Here is an 18,153-nt window from a genome sequence, read left to right as displayed (position 1 = left end):
GTCACTGCGGGACCGCGCTCTGTCCGCCGCCCGTCGACCGCACGAGGCTCCCGAGCAACAACAGGACGCTGGACGCGAAGAAGACGCCGCCGACGGGCGACGCGGGGTTCATGAACGCCCAGTACGCGGGCGTCGCGGCGGCGCCGAAAATCACCGAAATCACGCCGTAGAACGCGGGCGCACAGCAACAGCACGCCGTCGCGCCGGTGCTCGCGGCCATCCCGAGAACCGAGGTACTGGAGTCGGCGGCGGCGCCGGCGCGCCACTGCTGGACGAGCACGCCGACGTTCAGGGTGACGAGCCCCCCGAGCAGGCCGAAGAGGAGGACGGTGCCGACGGAGACGAACCCGGCGAGCGGGACGGAGGGGAACACGAACTCGACGGCGGGCCACGCGACGAGGGGGTCGGCGACCGGGATGAACAACACGAGCGTCTCGGTTGGCGCGCCGACGCCTGCGTCGGGGTTGAGCGTGAGCGTGCCCGCTGAGAACGCGAGGAACACGACGAACATGGTGCCGGCGAGCAGGCCGCCCGCGAGCGGTCGGCGGTCGCGCCGCAGGCTCTGGACGACGGCCCGCGTGTCCCGCCACACGACGTACCCGACGGCGAACGCGACGGTCGCCACGAGCACGTAGCCGAGCGGGTGGTAGACGCCGCCGTTCGGCATCGCGACGGGGTAGACGACCCACGCCGCGAGCAGCACGCCGAGCGCGGTGTACCGGGGGCGCTGGGGGAACTTCCAGCGGCCGACGACGAGACTCCCGACTGCCATCGCGCCCGCGACGGCGAGGCTCAGGCCGGGGTAGATGTCGGTGAGCGACGGCGGCGTCTCGGAGACGACCTGGAGTTCGACGAGGCCGACGAGACCGAACGCCGCGAGGAGCGCCGCCGAGAGCGCCGCGAGCGCGCCGACCGTGCCGTCGAGGGCGCCGCGACGGTACGCCGCGACGGCGCCCGCGGTGCCGAGTGCGCCCGCGATGGCGAGCACGAACAACAGCCAGTGCGGCGTGCCGGCGTGCGTCGTTCCCGAGTGCGCCGCCGCGGTGCCGGCGACTGCCGTCGCTGCGACCGTTCCGCCGGTGGCGCGCGCGGCGCGCCGTATCGTCTGCATACTCCGGCGTAGCGATTCCGTGCCTTAACTGATTCTGGTTCGCGCGTCGAATTCGACGCCCGCACCAGAATCCCTTTTCAGTCGCGTCCGTAACTCTCGACTATGTCCCCCGACGAGCGCGGCGTTCCGCGTCGCGCGTTCCTCAAGTCGGCCGTCGCCATCGGCGGCGCGAGCGCGCTCGCGGCGTGTATGGACCGCGGGAGCGAGGAACCGGTTCCGACAGGGACCGACGACCCCGCTTCCCTCCCCGACCGCCAGCACGCGTGGAACGCACACTCGGCGCGCGACGACCACGCGAACGTGCGCCCGCCGCGCCACCACGTCCTCCTGCACCTCGACTTCGACGGGAGCGAACCGACCGACGACGACCGGGACGCCGTCGAGGCCTCGCTCCGGTCGCTGGAGACCGCCTACGAGTGGTCGAACGAGGGCCTGCTGTTCACCGTCGGCTACTCGCCGGCGTACTTCGAGTCGCTCGGCGGGTCGCCCGAGGGCGTCGGCCTGCCCGAACCGCGCGCGCTCTCGGACCTCGAATCCCCCGCGTTCGACGACTCGGACGCCCTCGTCCACCTCGCGAGCGACCGGGCCGAGGTCGTCCTCGAGGCCGAGGAGGGGCTGCGCGGGAACCGCGAGGACGTCAACGGCGATTCGATGCGGTCGGCGCTCACCGAAGCGTTCTCGGTGACCGAGCGCCGCACCGGCTTCGTCGGCGAGGGCCTGCCGGCGGAGAATCAGGACACCGGCGGCGTCCCCGACTCGGAACCCGTGCCCGACGACGCACCCCTCTACATGGGGTTCAAGTCGGACTTCGAGAAGAGCCAGGCGACCGAGGACCGCGTGACGATTCAGTCCGGGCCGTTCGCGGGCGGCACCACCCAGCACGTCTCCCACATCGACCTGAACCTCCAGCAGTGGTACGAGCAGGACGGCCGCGAGGAGCGCGTCGCGAAGATGTTCTGTCCCGCGCACGCCGAGTCCGGTGCCGTGGAGGGCACCGGCGAGAACCTCGGCGCGACCCCGCAGTTAGACGACTGCGGCGACCCGACCGAGACGGCCCGCGAGGAGGGCGTCGTCGGCCACGGACAGAAACTCCAGTCCGTCCGCGAGGACGGGCGCCCCGTCATTCTGCGGCGGGACTTCGACTCGACGGACGGCGGACGCGCGGGCGTCCACTTCCTCGCGCTCCAGCGCGAAATCGCTGACTTCGAAGCCACCAGAGACGCCATGAACGCAGACGACATCTCACAGCAGTCGGCGGTGGGTCGGCGCACGAACAACGGCATCCGGCAGTACCTGTCGGTGACGCGGCGCGGGAACTACCTCCTGCCGCCCCGGAGCAGTCGGTCGCTCCCGACGCCGGAGGGCAACGATGCGTAGGCGCTCGTTCCTCGCGGCGACCGGCGTGTCGGGGCTCGCGGCGACGGCGGGCTGTTTCGGCCTCTTGGAGACCCAGAAGGCCAACCGGGAGCCGCCGCTCCCCGAGAACCGCCCGGACGAGCCCTACGTTCCGACGCACTACGAGGGGATGACGATGGCGGGGAAGGGCGCGAACGGCCGGTACCGCGCCGCGCTCACGTACACGTTCCCGCACCGCTTCTGGCTGACTCGCGGCTCCGAGACCGAGCGCGTGAACGCGGAATCCGCCGAGGACGTCCACCTGATGGTGTCCGTCTGGGACGCCGAGGCGGGCGTCGCGCTCCCCGCCGCCAGCCCGCGGGTCGAACTCACCGACCCGGACGGCGAGACGAGCACGCTCAGCCCGTGGCAGATGCTCTCCCAGCGGATGGGCGTCCACTACGGCGACAACGTCGAACTCGGCCCGGACGGCGACTACGAGGCGACGGTCAGCGTGGCGCCCGGCGGCACCCGGCGGACGGACGGCGTCGAGGCGCCGGACGGCCCGATTCCGTTCTCCTTCTCGTTCACCTTCGAGTCGGCCGCGCTCGACGACCTCGCGTTCACGGACATCGCCGCCGACCGCGAGGGCACTCCCGGAACGGTCGACCCGATGGGGATGGGGTTCGTGTCGATGGGGCAGTCGCCGCCCGCGGACTCGCTCCCGGTCGACGTGCGCGGCACCGAGTCGGGTGCGGGCGCTGAACTCGTCGTCGGCACCGCCGAATCGCGCGGGAACCTCGCCACGGGGAGCGACGAGACGTACGTCGCGGCGTCCCTGCGCTCGGCCTACAATCGCTTCCCACTGGCCGCGTCGACGCTCGACGTGACTGTCGGCGACTCCGGCGAGTCGGTGCCGCTCGTGCCGACGCTCGACCCCGAACTCGGCTACCACTACGCGGCCGCCGTCTCGGGCGTGAGCGAGGGCGACGACCTGCAGGTGGGCGTCACGTCGCCGACCCAACTGTCGCGCCACGAGGGGTACGAGACGGCCTTCTTCGGGTTCGACGGCGCGACGTTCTGACACCACGAACGTGCCCAGCGAATCTGGTTCCGGCAGTCTTTAGTCGTCGTTCTTGAACACTGCGTATGGAGTTACTCCGCGAGTCCTTCGACGAAGCGCCCGTCATCGAGAAAGACGGCGGCTACGAGTACGTCGTGCTCCCCATCAGCAACGGCGTCCCGATGCTCGAACCCGCGCTCCTCCGCGAGGTCGTCGTCGGCGTCACGCGCGTCGCCGACCTCGAAGGCGTCGACAAAATCGTCACCCCGGAAGCGATGGGTATCCACATCGCCACCGCGGTCAGCCTCCAGACCGACATCCCGCTGACCGTCGTCCGCAAGCGCGAGTACGGCCTCCCCGGCGAGGTGTCCCTCCACCAGGAGACCGGCTACTCCGAGAGCGAGATGTACATCAACGACGTCGACGAGGGCGACCGCGTGCTCGTCCTCGACGACCTGCTCTCGACGGGCGGGACGCTCCGCGCGCTCACCGACTCGCTGGACGACATCGGCGCCGAAATCGCGGACACCGTCGTCGTCATCCGGAAGGTCGGGTCGGACTCCGCGATGGCCGACTCACCCCACGAGGTCACGCCGCTCGTCGACATCGAGGTCGAGGACGGCGACGTGACGGTCGTCGAGGAGTACCAGTAGGCCGACCGCCCCGCAACGTTACCTCGCTGGAGCGCGTCTGTCCTGACATGTCCGCGAGCCAGCGCGCCGACCGCCGGGGGCGGCGATGAGCGACGTGGCGCCCGCCGTCGTCCTCGACGGCGTGCGGAAGACCTACCGGCTCGGCGGGGAGACGGTGTACGCGCTCCGCGACGTCTCTTTGCGCCTCCCCCGGGGGTCGTACACCGCCGTGATGGGGCCGAGTGGCTCCGGGAAGTCCACGCTGATGAACCTCGTCGGCTGCCTCGACACGCCCAGCGAGGGCCGGGTGGTCGTCGACGGCCGGGACGTGACGAAACTCTCGGAGCGCGACCGCACCACGATTCGCGGCACGAAAATCGGGTTCGTGTTCCAGACGTTCAACCTCATGCCGCGGCTCACCGCCGCGGAGAACGTCGCGCTCCCGATGGTGTTCCAGGGCGTGCCGAGTCGCCAGCGCGAGCGCCGCGCCGCCGACCTGCTCGACCGCGTCGGCCTCGGAAGCCGGACGGACCACCTGCCGAGCGAACTGTCGGGCGGCCAGCGCCAGCGCGTCGCCATCGCCCGAGCGCTCGCCAACGACCCGGCGCTGTTGCTCGCCGACGAACCCACCGGGAACCTCGACTCGGAGACGGGACGGGCCATCATGGCGCAGTTCGCTGCCCTTCACCGCGCCGGCAACACCGTCCTCTTAGTCACCCACGAGCGCCACATCGCCGAACACGCCGACCGCATCGTCCACCTGCTCGACGGCGAGGTCGAACGCGAGGAGCGCGTCGCGGAGCCGCGGCGCCCGACCGCGGAGGGCGAGCCGTGAACCCGGTCGAGAGCCTGCGAATGAGCGTACGCGCCATCCGCGGGCACCGCCTCCGGTCGGTGCTGACGACGCTCGGCGTCGCTATCGGCGTCGCCGCCGTCATCACGTTCGTCACGCTCGGCGCGAGCCTGCAGGCAGACGTGCTCGGCGAGGTCGCGGGCGGCCAGTCGCCGTCGATGTCCGTGAGCGCCGCGCCCGCCGACGCCCAGCCCGGCCCGCCCGGTCCCCGGCAGGCTGTGTTCACCGAACACGACGTGAGCGAGATTCGGAACCTGACGGGGGTGAACGCCGTCGTGCCCTCGGGCGACGTGCCGGTCGCGGGGCTGTCGGTCGGCGGGCAGACGCTCGCGTACAACCGCCTCACCGCCAGCACGCCCGCGTTCTTCGAGTACGGCGCGCCACAGGAGTTCGTCGCGGGCGGCCCCTACGCGCAGGGCGCTCCCGAGGTCGTGTTGAACGAACCGGCGGTCGACCTCTTCGACGCGAACGTCTCCGTCGGCGACAGCGTCGTCGTCGTCCGGCCGGACGGCTCGCGCGTGAACGCGACCGTCTCGGGGATTCTCTCGGCGGACGCCGGGCCGTTCGCCGGGTTCGCCGTTCCACAGGTGTACGTGCCGACCGACCCGTTCTACGACACGCGACTGGAGAGTCCGACGCAGGGCGTCCCCCAGCGCGTCTACCCGACGCTCACGGTCGTCGCAGAGGACTTCCAGTCCGTCGACCCGACCCGCGAGCGCGTCCTCGCCTACCTCGACGGCGACTCCGACGCGAGCAGCCTCAAGCCCGCGACCTACGAGTTCCGCGCGCAGACCGCCCAGGACCTCGTGAACCAGATTCGGAGCCTGCTCGACACGTTCACCGCGTTCGTCACGGGCGTCGCGGTCATCTCCCTCGTGGTGGGCTCTATCGGCATCGCGAACATCATGCTCGTCTCCGTCACCGAACGCACCCGCGAAATCGGCATCATGAAAGCCGTCGGCGCGCAGAACCGCGACGTCCTCCAACTGTTCCTCGCCGAAGCCGTCGTGTTGGGCGTCCTCGGTGCCGTCCTCGGCGTCGTGCTCGGACTGCTCGGTGCGTTCGCGGCGACCCGGTACGTCGGCCTGCCGATGACGTTCCCCGTCGAGTGGGCGGCCATCGCCGTCGCCGTCGGCCTGCTCGTCGGCGTCGTCGCCGGCCTCTACCCCGCGTGGGACGCCGCGCGCACCGACCCCATCGACGCGCTCCGGTACGAGTGACTTCGGCGCGCACATCAATCGTGCAACATCATGGCACGTTGTCGCAAGGGTTTTTCACGGTGTAGGGACAGTACCCGGCAATGGCAGGGGACGACGCCGAGGCGGACGGGGAACCCGTCGCCGGCGGCAGTGACGACACAGACGCCGGCGAACCCCCGACAGACCCGGCGACGCCCGACGACGGGGTGACGGTAGGCGACGTCGACAGCGACGCGGTCGACGCGCGCGCGCCGCTGGCCGGCGACCTCGAACCCGCGGTCCGGCGCGTCGACGACGGCCCGACGGACGACTCGCCGGGCGTCGGCGAGTACACGTGGGTGGACTACCTCGACGAGTACGGCCCCGACGGCGCGGCCGAGCGCGTACAGGAGAACCGCGAGCGCGCCCGCCGCGAGGAAGCGAAACGCGAAGCCGAGGCCGCCGACGACGAGCGCGTCGAAGTCACGCCGCCGTACCCGGCGTGGGACGAACTCGACGCCGACCCGCCACAGCCGGACTGGGACGCCGTCGACGCCGACCCGGCCGACGACCTCGGGTTCGAACCGGAAGCACGACACGACGTCGTGGGCGACGCCGTCGAGCGCGCGAGCGACCTCCACGCCTACTTCGACGCGTTCACCGACCCCGCGACGACGCCCGTCGTCAAAGACGAGTGGCTCTGGGAGCACTTCAAGCGCGAACATTACTACGTCGGCGAGAACGACTGGACGCATCCCCGCGACGACGACGGCGAGGTAATCCCGTTCGACCCCGCGAAGTACCTCGGATTCGACCCCGACGACGCGGCCGGGTGGCTGTCGCTGAAGGAGGACGCCGCCACCGAGACGCGCGAACTGGTTGACGAGCGCACGGTCGACGTGCGCGAGGACGTCGACGAGGACGCGTTCTTCTCGACGGTGGACGGCCGCACCACGCTCGCCAACCGCTACGACCTGGAGAAAGCGGTGCCGATACCGAAGAAAGCCCACTTCCGGGAGGTCGAGCGCTACTGGGTGAACAAGCCCTACGCGTTCGTCGTCATCTTCCACTCCGACCGCGAGAACGAGAAGAAGTACTACCTCGTGGAGCCGTACCGCAACCCCATCGAGCGGGACTTACAGGAGTTCCTCACGGGGAAACTCCGCACCGCAATCAAGTACGCGAGCGACGACGTGGCGGCGGCCGCCGACCAGCCACAGCGCCGGCAGGTCATCGAACGCGAGACCCGGAAACTGCTCGACCGCTACGACCTCTTCGACGACCCGACGGCGACCGAGCAGTCGCTTTTGGACCGCGTGCTGGTGGCGCTCGGCGGCCGCGACCCGCCCGAGGAAGCGGCGTCAGACGGCGACCGACTCGAAGGCCTCGCCGCGCGCCCCGAACCCGCCGTACTCGACGAGGACCCGGACACGCTCACCGAGTACCAGGTCGAGACGCTGCTGTACACGCTCCAGCGAGACTTCGTCGGCTACGAGCGCATCGACGGCGTGAAACACGACATCAACGTCGAGGACGTCTCCTGTGACGGCTACGACTCGCCGGTGTTCGTCTACCACACCGACTACGAGAACCTCATCACGAACGTCCAGCACGGCCGCGAGAGCCTCGACGACTTCGTCGTGAAACTCGCCCAGCGCTCCGGGAAGGGCATCTCGAAGCGCCAGCCGCAGGTCGACGCGACGCTCCCGGACGGCTCGCGCGCCCAACTCACGCTCGGGCAGGAGGTCTCGGACCACGGCACGAACTACACCATCCGCCAGTTCAAGGACGTGCCGTTCACGCCGGTCGACCTCGTGAACTGGCAGACGTTCTCGCTGGACGAGATGGCGTTCCTCTGGCTCGCCATCGAGTCCCACAAGAGCATCGTGTTCGCGGGCGGCACCGCCTCTGGGAAGACGACGAGCCTGAACGCAGTCTCGCTTTTCATCCCGAGCAACACGAAAATCGTCTCCATCGAGGACACCCGCGAGGTCGAACTCCCGCAGCGCAACTGGATCGCCAGCGTCACCCGGCCGAGTTTCGGCGAGGACGAGTCCGGCGACATCGACGAGTTCGACCTGCTGGAGGCCGCGCTCCGCCAGCGCCCCGACTACATCGTGATGGGCGAGGTGCGCGGCGAGGAGGGCCGGACGCTGTTCCAGGTGATGTCGACGGGCCACACGACGTACACGACGTTCCACGCGGACAACGTCGGCGAGGTGCTCAAGCGGTTCACCACCGAACCCATCAACGTCTCGAAGACGCTGTTCACGGCGCTCGACCTCGTGAGCGTGCAGTCCCAGACGCGAGTCCGGGGACAGAAGGTTCGGCGCAACCGCTCCATCACGGAAATCAACCGCTACGACGCCGAGAACGACGAGATTAACGTCAACGACGTGTTCCAGTGGGAGCCCGAGGACGACTCCTACCGGCAGACCGCGGACTCCTCGACGCTCGACGAGATTCGGTTCGACCGCGGGTGGACCCACCGCGAACTCGAACGCCAACTCGACGAGCGCCGCGTGCTGCTCGCGTACCTCATCGTCGAGGGCCTCAACGAGTACGCGCAGGTCGCGGCGACAGCCCAGGCGTACATCAACGACCCCGACACCATCCTGACGCTCGTCGCGAACGACCAACTCCAGGAGGCCCTCGAGGACCTCCGCGGGATGGAGAGCGTGCTCATCGACGTGGACCCCGAGAAGGAGGAGATGGTGCCCCGCCCCGACCCCTCGGAGGGCGTCCTCGAAGAGGCCGAGGGCATCCTCGAAACCGCCCGCGAGGACGGCGGCGTGCTCGCCGAGTTCGAGGGCGAGACGCCGGACTCGCTGGCGTCCGCGCTCACGACCGACCCCGCCGACGACGTGGTCGCCGAGCGCACGAGCGACGGCGACCTCGAGTCCGCGATAGAGCGCGTCGCTCACGGCGACGGCTTCGACGAGTTCGACGCTGACGGCGCCGACGAGGCCGCCGACGGCGGCACGGCGCTCGCGGACGACGGCGTCCTCGGCGACGACGCACCGTCGGAGGACGATGCGGAATGAGCACCGAGTCCCGTAGTTTCGGGGAGGGCGCGGACGTCCTCGCGGACCGCTTTTACCCGGTCTACCAGTGGGCGTTCGACGAGCGCAGCGACTTCGTCGCGGACGTCGAGACGAAACTCGCGGAAGCCCGCATGGACGACCCCGTCGAGTTATTCGTCTCGCGCGCCATCGGCGTCGGCGTCCTCGTCGGCGCGCTGCTTTGGTTGGTCGGCCTCGGCCTCGGGTACGTGTTGTTCTACACGGGCGTCGTCGCCACCGACGTCATCATCGGCGTCCCGGTGCCGAACCCGACGCTGCTCGCCATCGTGAACGCGCTGAAGGTGCCCGCGCTCGTCGTCGTCACCGGCCTCGTGTTCGGGTTCTTGGGGTTCACGCTCGGGTTCGGCACGCTGCTCGCCGTCCCCTACATGCGCTCGAACTCCAGAGAGCGCGAGATAAACATGCTCCTCGCGGACTCGGTCTCGTTCATGTACGCGCTGTCCATCGGCGGCATGAACCAACTGGAGATTCTGGAGGCGATGGCGAAGGCCGACGACACCTACGGCGAGGTCGCCATGGAGTTCCGGAGCATCGTCCAGGAGACGGAGTACTTCGACACGGACTACCGGACGGCGGTGCGGAACCGCTCGATGGAGACGCCGAGTGACGAACTCAGCCAGTTTCTGACGGACATGCTCTCCATCATCAACTCCGGGGGTGACATGACGGAGTTCCTCGCGGACAAGAAGGACAAACACATGCGCACCGCCAAACAGCAACAGGAACTCACGCTGGAGACCCTCGAACTGTTCGGCGAGATGTACATGACGCTGTCGCTGTTCCCGCTGCTCCTCATCATCATCCTCGTCATCATGAGCATGCTCGGGCAGGCCCAGATGTTCCTGCTGTACGCCACCGTCTACGTGCTCACGCCGCTGGTCGGCGTCGGCTTCCTCGTGCTCGTCTCCACGGTCAAACAGGACGAACCCGGCGACGGCTACCTCGAGGTCGGCGACGGCGACGACGCCGGACGCGAGCCCGGACTGCTGGATTTGGGGCTCGTCGAGCGTTTCGTCGGCGACTACAGCCTCTTCGACCGCGTGAAGAGCCGCGAGGGCAACTACGAGACGATTCAGGTCGTCCGGCACCCGGTGCGGTTCTTCCGGGACAACCCCCTGTTCACGCTCGCGTTCACCGTCCCCGTGACGCTCGTCGCCGTCGGGTCCGCGGTGTTCGGCGGGGTGGCGCCGACCTCACTGGACGCCATGATAGCGTCCCCGATTTGGGGGACGTTCGTCTACGCCTACCTCCCGCTGTACGTCATCGGCGTGCCGCTGGCGGTGTTCCGCGAGTGGAACGTGCGCTCGCGGCGCCGCATCACGGACAAACTCTCGGACAACCTCCGGAAACTCTCGTCGGCCAACGACACCGGAATGACGCTCCTCGAATCCGTGAAGACCGTCTCTGACACCACCAGCGGGAAACTCGGCCAGGAGTTCGAAGTGATGTACGCGAAGGTGAACTACGGCACGAGCCTGCGGCGCGCGCTCGTCGAGTTCAACAACAAGTACCACATCCCGCGGCTCGCGCGCACCGTGAAACTCGTCGCGAAGGCACAGGAGGCGTCGAGTCGCATCACGGCCGTCCTCACGACCGCCGCGCAGGCCAGCGAGAACCAGGACGACATCGAGCGCGAGCGCCGCTCCCGCGCCCGGATGCAGGTCGTCATCATCGTGATGACGTACCTCACGCTGCTCGCGGTGATGGTCATCCTGAAGGTGAAGTTCCTCGGGACGATGAGCGGCCTCTCCACGTCCGCCGCCGGGTCGGGGAGCGCGGCGGCCGAAGCGGGCGCCAACGAACTGAGCTTCGGCGGGAACATCGACACGCAGGAACTCGGCGCGATGTTCTTCCACGCCGTCACGATGCAGGGGGTCATCTCCGGATTCATCGCGGGGTACATCCGGGACGCCGACCTGCTCTCGGGCGTGAAGTTCGCCGTCGTCCTCCCGACGGTCGCACTGATAGCGTTCGCCTTCACGTGATGACTCGCGCACAGACCACCATGGACTTCGCCGCGGGCGTCAGCGTCTTCCTCGTCACCGTCGCGTTCGCGTTCGCGTTCGTTCCCGGCATCACCACGCCGTTCACGGGCGCCGGCGCGGGCGACCCGGTGTCCGCGAACCGCATCGCCGACGACCTCGCGACCGACAGCCTCGGCGCCCCAGAGGACCCGTACCGACTCGACGCCGAGCAGGTGTCGTCGTTCTTCGCCGACGGGACCGACCCCGCGGCCCGCCTCCCCATCGAGTCCTACCGGAACGTGAACGCCACGCTCGAAACGCCCGATGGCGCGGTCGCCGTGGTGAACGGGACGACCGCTGCGGCGGGCGACGCCGTCCCCCAGGACGGCGACGTCACCGTCGCGTGGCGCATCGTCGACGTCGACGACCGCACTCTCGAACTCGTCGTGAGGGTGTGGTAGCATGCGGGCGCAAGCACACACCCTCGAGGGCGTCTCCGCCGCGCTCGTCGTCATCCTCGCGGTGGCGTTCACGCTCCAGGCGACCGCGGTCACGCCGCTCACCGCGAGCACCGCCAGCCAGCACATCGAGACTCAACACGAGCGCGCCGCCAGCGGCCTGCTCGCGACCGCCCGCGAGGACGGGTCGCTGTCCGCCACGCTCCGGCACTGGAACGCCTCGAACGCGACGTTCCGCGACGCCGGCCAGCGCGGCTACTACGTCGGCGGCCCGCCGGACACGGCGTTCGGGGACGCGCTCGCGGCCGCGTTCGGCGACCGGACCATCGCGTACAACGTGAACGCGTACTACATCACGGCCGACGGCGAGCGGCGACAGCGACGCGTCGTCTTCCAGGGGGAACCGAGCGCCGACGCCGTCGCCGCGACGCGCACGGTGACGCTGTACGACCGGCAGCGCGTCACCGGCGTCCCGGACGGGCCGACGCTGGAGAACGCGACCTACTTCGGGCCGGACGCCCCCGGTCCGGTGTACGCCGTCGTGGACGTGGAGGTGGTGCTGTGGCGGATCTGAGCCGCGGCGTCTCCACCACCCTCGGCTACGTCCTCAACCTCGGCGTCGCCGCCATCCTCGTCACGACGCTGATGATATCCGCGGGGACGCTCGTCGAAGACCAGCGCGAACGCGCCGTCGACACCCAACTCGACGTGGTGGGAGAGCGCGTCGCCAGCGACCTCGAAGCCGCCGACCGGCTCGCGCGAGCGAGCGACGGCGGCACCGTCCGATACGTAATCGAGATGCCGCCCCGGGTCGCCGGGTCGGCCTACGAGGTGCGCGTGAACCCCGGCGGCAACGACACGGTCGTCCTCGAATCCGACCTGCCGCGCGAGGAAGTCGCGGTCGCGGTCGACGTCGAGACGACGCTGAACGCGAGCGTACACGACGGCGGCCGGCTCGTCGCGGTCTACGACGCGAAAAACGACACGCTGGTGGTCGACGATGCGTGAGGGCGCGCGCCGAGCGGTCAGCGACACGCTCGGATTCGTCCTCGTGTTCGGACTCGTCCTGTCGACCATCTCCGTGGTCTACGTCGGCGGCTTCGACGTGCTCACGGACGCCCGCGACACCCAGCAGTTCTCGAACACCGAGCGCGCACTCGACGTCCTCGACGCGAACGTCGAAGACCTCGCCGTGCGCGGCGCCCCCCGTCGCACCACCGAGGTGTTGCTCGCCGACGGCGAACTCTCGTTCGGCCCCGCAGTGACGTTCAACGTCACGGCGAACGACACGAACTACTACGCCGCGACGATACGACCGGTGGTGTACCGCGCGAACGACGGCGACCGCCTCGTCTACGCGAACGGCGCGCTGTTCCGGCAGTACGGCGACGACGCCGTGATGTTCGACGAACCGCGGTTCGCGAGCGGAAATCGCACGCTCGTCCCGTACGTCGTCACGCGCGCCGCCAGCGACGGCGTCAGCGCGAACGACGCCCGCCGCCTGCTCGTCCGCACTACTGTCAACGGGCGCGAAGTCAGGACGTTCGAGAACGACAGCGTCGACCTCACGGTCACGTCGCCGCGGGCGAACGCGTGGGAGCGCTACCTCGAACCGGAACTGAACGTCTCGTGTACGCGCCCGAGCGCCGACCGCGTGCGCTGTCCGCTCGACGCCGACGCCGTCTACGTGCAGGCCGTCGGCGTCGACGTCGCGTTCACGTGACCGAGACGTTCACCGCGTTCTCGGTGACGTGCAGGAACGTCACCACTCGCGCCCCGGAGGAGTTGTACTGGACGTCGACCGTCGACGCGTCGAGGTCGGTGCTCGCGGAGTTCCCCGGCGGACGGTTCTTCCCCTTCGAGGTCACCTCCAGTTCGACGTTTGGCCCCATCTCCGCGAGGTAGTTGTTCACGACGTAGCCGACCGAGTCGTTCGCGAGCGGCGACGTCCCGCCCTGATACGTCACGTTCGTCTCCCCCGTCAGGTCGAAGAACAGCGTCGGCTCCTTCCCGTTCTTGCCGCCGCACGCGTACGTGAACGACGACCCGGACGTCGCCCACGCCGACGTGTTCTCCCACTCGTGGACCGCGCTGCCGTTGTCGTAGGTCACCGACACCAGCGGTTGCTTCCCCTTGCAGGGGTTGCCGCCGTCTATCTCCACCTCGAAGCGGTCCGAGCCGCCGTCGTCGGCGACGAGCGCCCAGTGCAGGTCGTTGAAACTCGACGCCTTGTTCGGGTACATCGTGAACGAGAGTTCCCGAATCGGCTGGCCGTCGCTGAGCCCGCGCAACTCGATCGGCGTCTCGTCCAGCGAGTAGAGGCCGCCCGACCCGCGCGCGATGAGTTCCAAGTCCACGCGCTTTTCGTCCGGGTAGACGCTGACGTTCCCCGCGGTGCGTTGCCGGAAGTACTGCGCCCACCCGCGGTAGTACTCGCTGTGGACGCGAACCACGACGGTCCCGCCGGACAGCGGGTTCGACCGGTTCTCGGTCGGGAACTTCGCGTTCCGCACGTCCGCCTGACTCACGCGCGCTCTCGGCGCGCCCGCCGCCGACGACTCGCCGCCGGTCACGCGAATCAGCGGGAGCGTCAGCGTCGCGCCCTGGTAGTTGAACTCGGGGGGCGACACCAGCGTCGACCCCTGGCCCTCACCCGGCGACTGCCACACGCCGCCGCCCTGGTACGCCACCGTCGCGTCCCCGTTCTCGTAGACGACGGACCCGAGCGTCGCGTTCACGATAGGGTCACCGATCTGCGTGCCGTTCTCGTCCTCGCGCACGAGTGTCATCCGGCCGGCGTCCGGTCGCACCTCGTAACTCCCGCCGGACGCGCCGGACAGCGACACCGACTGACCGTCCGAGCGCCCGAGCGCGACCATCGCGGCGCGCGCGTCGAACACGCTCAGCGACTGCTCGGCGCGCTCGACTGACGCGGCGTGCTCCGCGCTGTCGAGTGCCGTCCCCGCGGCAGCGACCACCACTGCCACCCCGATGACGGAGATCGCGAGCAACAACACCAGCCCGATTGTCTCGGACTGACCGCGAACGTCCATGCTCGCTTCGTTGGCACCTAACACGCAAGAAACTGGTGGTGAAACGTCTGTAGTTGGACACGACCACCGACAGACGCCCTAGGCGACACGAAACACTATCTTGTGACTGCCGCGACGAACAGAGCATGAAGGGCGTGACGGGACCGAGCGAACGCGTAGCGTTCGCGAGGTTCGTCACGCCCGCGAACGAGCGAAGCGAGTGAGCGGGCGTGACGGGATTCGAACCCGCGATCTAGAGGTTAGGAACCTCTCGCCGTGTCCGCTTGGCCACACGCCCTCGTTCGGGGAGAGGGCGGGTCGGCGAAAAAACGGTTGCGTTAGTTGCTGGACGCGGAGTCCGTGGAGTCGGTGCTGGCGTCCGTGGTGTCGGAGTCGGAGTCCGTGGTGGGGTCCGCGCCGTCGCGCATCTCCTCGAGTTCGGCTTCGACTTCCTCGCGGCCCTTCTGGAACTCGCCGATGGCTTCGCCGCTGGAGCGGGCGAGTTTCGGGATCTTGTTGGCGCCGAACAGGAGGACGGCGATGAGCAGGATGACTGCCCACTCCATGCCGCCCGGGAGCCCGCCGACGAACAGTGGGGTACTGGTGAACATCGCTACCCGATGCTTGCCTTCTCTCAATTATAGGCTTTATGCTCGCATCGGGAACGTGGAAATCCGGGTCGTATTGCGCTCTATCCGCTCGAATCCTCGCTTCCGGCGCTCTCGAGGGGGCGTTCCGGTGTCAGTCGGCGCGGCGCGGAGAGTCGCTGGGCTGACGGGCCGAAACGCTCGTTTTCGGGTTCCACAACCAGACGATACCACTTGTCGTGACAGCAACTACCAAGTTGCTTCGTTCTCACGTCTCGATATGTCCCTCGAAGCACGAATCCGGGACGCGCTCGGCGACGGCGTTCGCACGGTCGGGTTGGCGTGGTTCGCGGAGTCAGAGTACGAGATTCGGTACATGCGCGAGGACATCGGCCAGCAGTACTCGAAAGCCGACATGGAGCGCATCTACCAGGACCTCGGCATCGGCGGGTTCGCGAAACAGATACAGGACGAACTGTACGAACCGCTCGGCGACTTCCGGGTGACGGTGCAGGTGTTCGACCACGGCCTGAACGTCGTGCGGTGGAACGAGGCCGGGTCACAGGCGCTGTTCCTCGGACTCGACCGCGACCGCGACCTCATCCTCGACGCCATCGACGCGACCGAGGACGTGTTCCCGCTTCCCGACCCGGCGGCGTGACGGGCACACGGCTTTTTGTCTCGCCGCGCGAACTCACGGGACATGAGCGACGCCACGCAGTCCGACTCCAGCCACGAGTACGACCCGCGGGAGAGCCACGCCTTCCCCGACGACCGACTGAACCGCGTGCTCGCGTTCGTGGACGACGACCCGGAAATCACGACCTACCTCGAAGCCCAGAACGTCAACCCCGTCACGCGCAAGGGGTACAACGACCACGGCACCAAGCACATCGAAATCGTCCGTAACCGCGCCCTACGCCTCTACGAACTTCTCAAGCGCGGCGACGTCGAGTTCAACGGCGCCGCCGACCAGGGCTTAGACGAGGCCGACGAGTCGGTCATCGTCGCGCTCGCCGCCACCCTCCACGACATCGGGCACGTCGTCCACCGCGACAGCCACGCCTACTACTCCATCCCGCTCGCCGCCGACATCCTCGACCGCATCCTCCCCGAGTTCTACGACGCCGAAGACGCCGTCCGCGTCAAGGGCGAAGTCCTCCACGCCATCCTCTGTCACCACACCGAGGAAGACCCGCTCACCACCGAAGCCGGCGTCATCCGCGTCGCCGACGGCCTCGACATGGAACACGGGCGCTCCCGGCTCCCCTACGAGCGCGGCGGCCGCGGCATCAACACCCTCTCCAGCCAAGCCATCGACACCGTCCGCCTCCAAGAGGGCGAGGACGCCCCCGTTCTCGTGGAAATCGAGATGCGGAACGCCGCCGGCGTCTACCAGGTCGACAACCTCCTCAAGGAGAAACTCCACAAATCCGGCATCGAGGACGACGTCCACATCGTCGCGTTGAACTCCAGCGGCGACGGCAACGACGCGCTCGTCGAACGAATCGAGCTCTAGCAGCCACTTTTTGCGCTGCGGGGGTGGCCGCAGGCCACCCCCTCGGCAAAAACTTGGGGAAAAAGCGGCGTCGGACCCCCTATCGGGGGTCCTCGCCGCCAGCGCGCGAAGCGCGCTGTGAACCGCGAGCGCTCCGCGCTCGCGGATGCTCGTCAAACCGGGGACTGAGTCCTCCTAGGCCTCTGCTTCGAACCCGTCCTCGAATCTGAACGTCCCGTTCCGCTGCACGATTTCCCCGTCGACTTCGATGTAGGAGTCCTCGCTCATGTCCGTGATGAAGTCGACGTGGATGGCGGACTCGTTGCGCTCGCGGTCCTCGCCGACGGTGTCGGGGTACGCGTTCCCGACGGCGAGGTGGATTGTGTCGCCCATCTTCTCGTCGAACAGCATGTTGTACGTGAACCGGTCGATGCCGCGGTTCATCCCGACGCCGAGTTCGCCGAGGCGCTTGGCGCCGTCGTCGGTCTCCAGAATCTCTTCGAGGGCGTCTTCGTTCTGTCGCGCGCTGTACTCGACGACCTCGCCGCCCTCGAAAGTCAGGCGGGCGTCCAGAATCTCTTCGCCGCGCCACATCCGCGGCTGGTCGAACAGCACCTCGCCCTCGACGGTGTCCGGGACGGGCGCGGTGAACGCCTCGCCGCCGGGCATGTTGTTGTCGTCGGCGTCGTTCTTCGCGACCATGCCGTCCACGGACATCCGGAGGTCGGTGTGGTCGCCGGAGACGATGCGTACCTCGCTGGCGTCCCGGAGGATGTCCACCATCTGAGACTGGAACGCGCGCTGTTCGTCCCAGTCGCGGTCGACCGCTCGATAGACGAAGTCCTCGTAGGCCGCCGTGCTCATCCCCGCCTTCTGGGCGTTCCCCGGCGCGGGGTACTGGGTGCCGACCCAGCGGATGTCACGCAGTGCCTCCTGCAGTTCCTCGTTCGCGCGCCGGTTCGCGGTGACGTTCTCGCCCGGCACGTCGCTGCGTTCGGCGAGGTTCCGCGACCCGTTGATGCCGATGTAGGCGTCCGTCTCCTCCAGCATCGCGAGCGTGTGGTCGGCCCGCTCGTAGCCCTCGGCGTCCATCGCTCGGTCGTACGCTCGGGTCGCCCGCGACCCCCGCCACGAGAGCGTCGGGCGCGCGCCGACCTCGCCGAGTTTCTCGTAGACGGCGACGACGAGGTCTTCGGCGACCGGCGGCGCGACGACGCGCACCATGTCTCCCTGCTCGACTTCCGCGCACTGCTCGACGAGAATTTCCGCGTGGCGGCGGACTCTGTCGTCCATACGCCCAGACGCCGACGACGCGAGAAAAGGATGTGGGTACCGGGTGTTTCGTCGCGGCTACCGCGC

At 68.7% G+C, this 18,153-nt stretch carries 17 protein-coding genes and 1 tRNA gene; 13 read left to right on the top strand and 5 right to left on the bottom strand.

What is annotated here, in order from left to right:
- Position 1: 1 nt before the first annotated feature.
- Positions 2-1,111, bottom strand: a complete 1,110-nt coding sequence (locus tag LT972_RS08280) for a hypothetical protein (RefSeq protein WP_232569362.1) — start codon at positions 1,109-1,111, stop codon at positions 2-4.
- 102 nt (positions 1,112-1,213) lie between these two features.
- Between LT972_RS08280 and LT972_RS08275 the strand changes: the two genes are divergently transcribed.
- From LT972_RS08275 to LT972_RS08225, 11 genes are all read left to right on the top strand, one after another.
- Positions 1,214-2,488, top strand: a complete 1,275-nt coding sequence (locus tag LT972_RS08275) for a DUF7405 family protein (RefSeq protein WP_232569360.1) — start codon at positions 1,214-1,216, stop codon at positions 2,486-2,488.
- Positions 2,481-3,530 (top strand): DUF7350 domain-containing protein, encoded by a 1,050-nt coding sequence (locus tag LT972_RS08270; protein ID WP_232569358.1) that lies wholly within the window; start codon positions 2,481-2,483, stop codon positions 3,528-3,530. Before LT972_RS08275 ends, LT972_RS08270 begins: the two co-directional genes overlap by 8 nt.
- A 65-nt stretch (positions 3,531-3,595) precedes the next feature.
- Positions 3,596-4,162: a hypoxanthine/guanine phosphoribosyltransferase gene (gene hpt, locus LT972_RS08265; protein WP_232569356.1), complete on the top strand. Its 567-nt coding sequence runs from the start codon at positions 3,596-3,598 to the stop codon at positions 4,160-4,162.
- Positions 4,163-4,247: 85 nt separating this feature from the next.
- Positions 4,248-4,976 carry an ABC transporter ATP-binding protein gene (locus tag LT972_RS08260; RefSeq protein ID WP_232569354.1) on the top strand — a complete coding sequence of 243 codons (729 nt, stop codon included), beginning with the start codon at positions 4,248-4,250 and terminating at the stop codon, positions 4,974-4,976.
- 20 nt (positions 4,977-4,996) lie between these two features.
- A complete protein-coding gene (locus LT972_RS08255) occupies positions 4,997-6,214 on the top strand; it encodes an ABC transporter permease (protein ID WP_390226315.1) in 1,218 nt (405 codons plus the stop codon).
- Positions 6,215-6,294: 80 nt separating this feature from the next.
- Positions 6,295-9,216: a type II/IV secretion system ATPase subunit gene (locus LT972_RS08250; RefSeq protein WP_232569350.1), complete on the top strand. Its 2,922-nt coding sequence runs from the start codon at positions 6,295-6,297 to the stop codon at positions 9,214-9,216.
- Positions 9,213-11,240, top strand: a complete 2,028-nt coding sequence (locus tag LT972_RS08245; protein WP_232569348.1) for a type II secretion system F family protein — start codon at positions 9,213-9,215, stop codon at positions 11,238-11,240. Before LT972_RS08250 ends, LT972_RS08245 begins: the two co-directional genes overlap by 4 nt.
- Complete coding sequence (locus LT972_RS08240) at positions 11,240-11,680, top strand: DUF7287 family protein (protein WP_232569346.1); 441 nt, start codon at positions 11,240-11,242, stop codon at positions 11,678-11,680. Before LT972_RS08245 ends, LT972_RS08240 begins: the two co-directional genes overlap by 1 nt.
- 1 nt (position 11,681) lies before the next feature.
- The gene (locus LT972_RS08235; protein WP_232569345.1) at positions 11,682-12,251 is read left to right on the top strand and encodes a DUF7288 family protein; all 570 of its coding nucleotides are present in this window, start codon (positions 11,682-11,684) and stop codon (positions 12,249-12,251) included.
- Positions 12,239-12,685 (top strand): DUF7266 family protein, encoded by a 447-nt coding sequence (locus LT972_RS08230; protein WP_232569343.1) that lies wholly within the window; start codon positions 12,239-12,241, stop codon positions 12,683-12,685. Before LT972_RS08235 ends, LT972_RS08230 begins: the two co-directional genes overlap by 13 nt.
- On the top strand, positions 12,678-13,400 hold the full coding sequence (locus LT972_RS08225) for a DUF7289 family protein (RefSeq protein ID WP_232569342.1): 723 nt from the start codon (positions 12,678-12,680) through the stop codon (positions 13,398-13,400). Before LT972_RS08230 ends, LT972_RS08225 begins: the two co-directional genes overlap by 8 nt.
- Here the strand turns inward: LT972_RS08225 and LT972_RS08220 are convergent.
- The 3 genes from LT972_RS08220 to LT972_RS08210 form a co-directional block, all read right to left on the bottom strand.
- On the bottom strand, positions 13,393-14,730 hold the full coding sequence (locus LT972_RS08220) for a DUF7289 family protein (protein ID WP_232569340.1): 1,338 nt from the start codon (positions 14,728-14,730) through the stop codon (positions 13,393-13,395). The two genes, LT972_RS08225 and LT972_RS08220, sit on opposite strands and share 8 nt — an antisense overlap.
- 204 nt (positions 14,731-14,934) lie before the next feature.
- Positions 14,935-15,007, bottom strand: a tRNA-Arg gene (locus LT972_RS08215).
- Between the two features lie 40 nt (positions 15,008-15,047).
- Entirely contained in the window at positions 15,048-15,320 is a 273-nt protein-coding gene (locus LT972_RS08210) for a twin-arginine translocase TatA/TatE family subunit (RefSeq protein ID WP_232569338.1), read from the bottom strand.
- A 256-nt stretch (positions 15,321-15,576) separates the two neighbouring features.
- Here LT972_RS08210 and LT972_RS08205 point away from each other — a divergent pair, with 256 nt between their 5' ends.
- The gene (locus LT972_RS08205) at positions 15,577-15,957 is read left to right on the top strand and encodes a DUF7522 family protein (protein WP_232569335.1); all 381 of its coding nucleotides are present in this window, start codon (positions 15,577-15,579) and stop codon (positions 15,955-15,957) included.
- A gap of 42 nt (positions 15,958-15,999) precedes the next feature.
- Positions 16,000-16,815 (top strand): HD domain-containing protein, encoded by an 816-nt coding sequence (locus LT972_RS08200; RefSeq protein ID WP_232569333.1) that lies wholly within the window; start codon positions 16,000-16,002, stop codon positions 16,813-16,815.
- Between the two features lie 174 nt (positions 16,816-16,989).
- Here LT972_RS08200 and LT972_RS08195 read toward each other — a convergent pair whose 3' ends face one another.
- Positions 16,990-18,087, bottom strand: a complete 1,098-nt coding sequence (locus tag LT972_RS08195) for an aminopeptidase (protein ID WP_232569331.1) — start codon at positions 18,085-18,087, stop codon at positions 16,990-16,992.
- Positions 18,088-18,153: the final 66 nt, after the last annotated feature.

It is taken from the genome of Halobacterium litoreum, from assembly GCF_021233415.1.
GTDB classification, from domain to species: Archaea; Halobacteriota; Halobacteria; order Halobacteriales; family Halobacteriaceae; genus Halobacterium; species Halobacterium litoreum.
This window is presented reverse-complemented; position numbering and strand designations above follow the sequence as displayed.

Coding starts and splice junctions, on each gene's coding strand:
- LT972_RS08220 (WP_232569340.1), bottom strand. CDS start 14,730: ATGGACGTTCGCGGTCAGTCCGAGACAATCGGGCTGGTGTTGTTGCTC.
- LT972_RS08225 (WP_232569342.1), top strand. CDS start 12,678: ATGCGTGAGGGCGCGCGCCGAGCGGTCAGCGACACGCTCGGATTCGTC.
- LT972_RS08270 (WP_232569358.1), top strand. CDS start 2,481: ATGCGTAGGCGCTCGTTCCTCGCGGCGACCGGCGTGTCGGGGCTCGCG.
- LT972_RS08245 (WP_232569348.1), top strand. CDS start 9,213: ATGAGCACCGAGTCCCGTAGTTTCGGGGAGGGCGCGGACGTCCTCGCG.
- LT972_RS08255 (WP_390226315.1), top strand. CDS start 4,997: ATGAGCGTACGCGCCATCCGCGGGCACCGCCTCCGGTCGGTGCTGACG.
- LT972_RS08235 (WP_232569345.1), top strand. CDS start 11,682: ATGCGGGCGCAAGCACACACCCTCGAGGGCGTCTCCGCCGCGCTCGTC.
- hpt (WP_232569356.1), top strand. CDS start 3,596: ATGGAGTTACTCCGCGAGTCCTTCGACGAAGCGCCCGTCATCGAGAAA.
- LT972_RS08195 (WP_232569331.1), bottom strand. CDS start 18,087: ATGGACGACAGAGTCCGCCGCCACGCGGAAATTCTCGTCGAGCAGTGC.
- LT972_RS08275 (WP_232569360.1), top strand. CDS start 1,214: ATGTCCCCCGACGAGCGCGGCGTTCCGCGTCGCGCGTTCCTCAAGTCG.
- LT972_RS08210 (WP_232569338.1), bottom strand. CDS start 15,320: ATGTTCACCAGTACCCCACTGTTCGTCGGCGGGCTCCCGGGCGGCATG.
- LT972_RS08250 (WP_232569350.1), top strand. CDS start 6,295: ATGGCAGGGGACGACGCCGAGGCGGACGGGGAACCCGTCGCCGGCGGC.
- LT972_RS08240 (WP_232569346.1), top strand. CDS start 11,240: ATGACTCGCGCACAGACCACCATGGACTTCGCCGCGGGCGTCAGCGTC.
- LT972_RS08260 (WP_232569354.1), top strand. CDS start 4,248: ATGAGCGACGTGGCGCCCGCCGTCGTCCTCGACGGCGTGCGGAAGACC.
- LT972_RS08280 (WP_232569362.1), bottom strand. CDS start 1,111: ATGCAGACGATACGGCGCGCCGCGCGCGCCACCGGCGGAACGGTCGCA.
- LT972_RS08205 (WP_232569335.1), top strand. CDS start 15,577: ATGTCCCTCGAAGCACGAATCCGGGACGCGCTCGGCGACGGCGTTCGC.
- LT972_RS08200 (WP_232569333.1), top strand. CDS start 16,000: ATGAGCGACGCCACGCAGTCCGACTCCAGCCACGAGTACGACCCGCGG.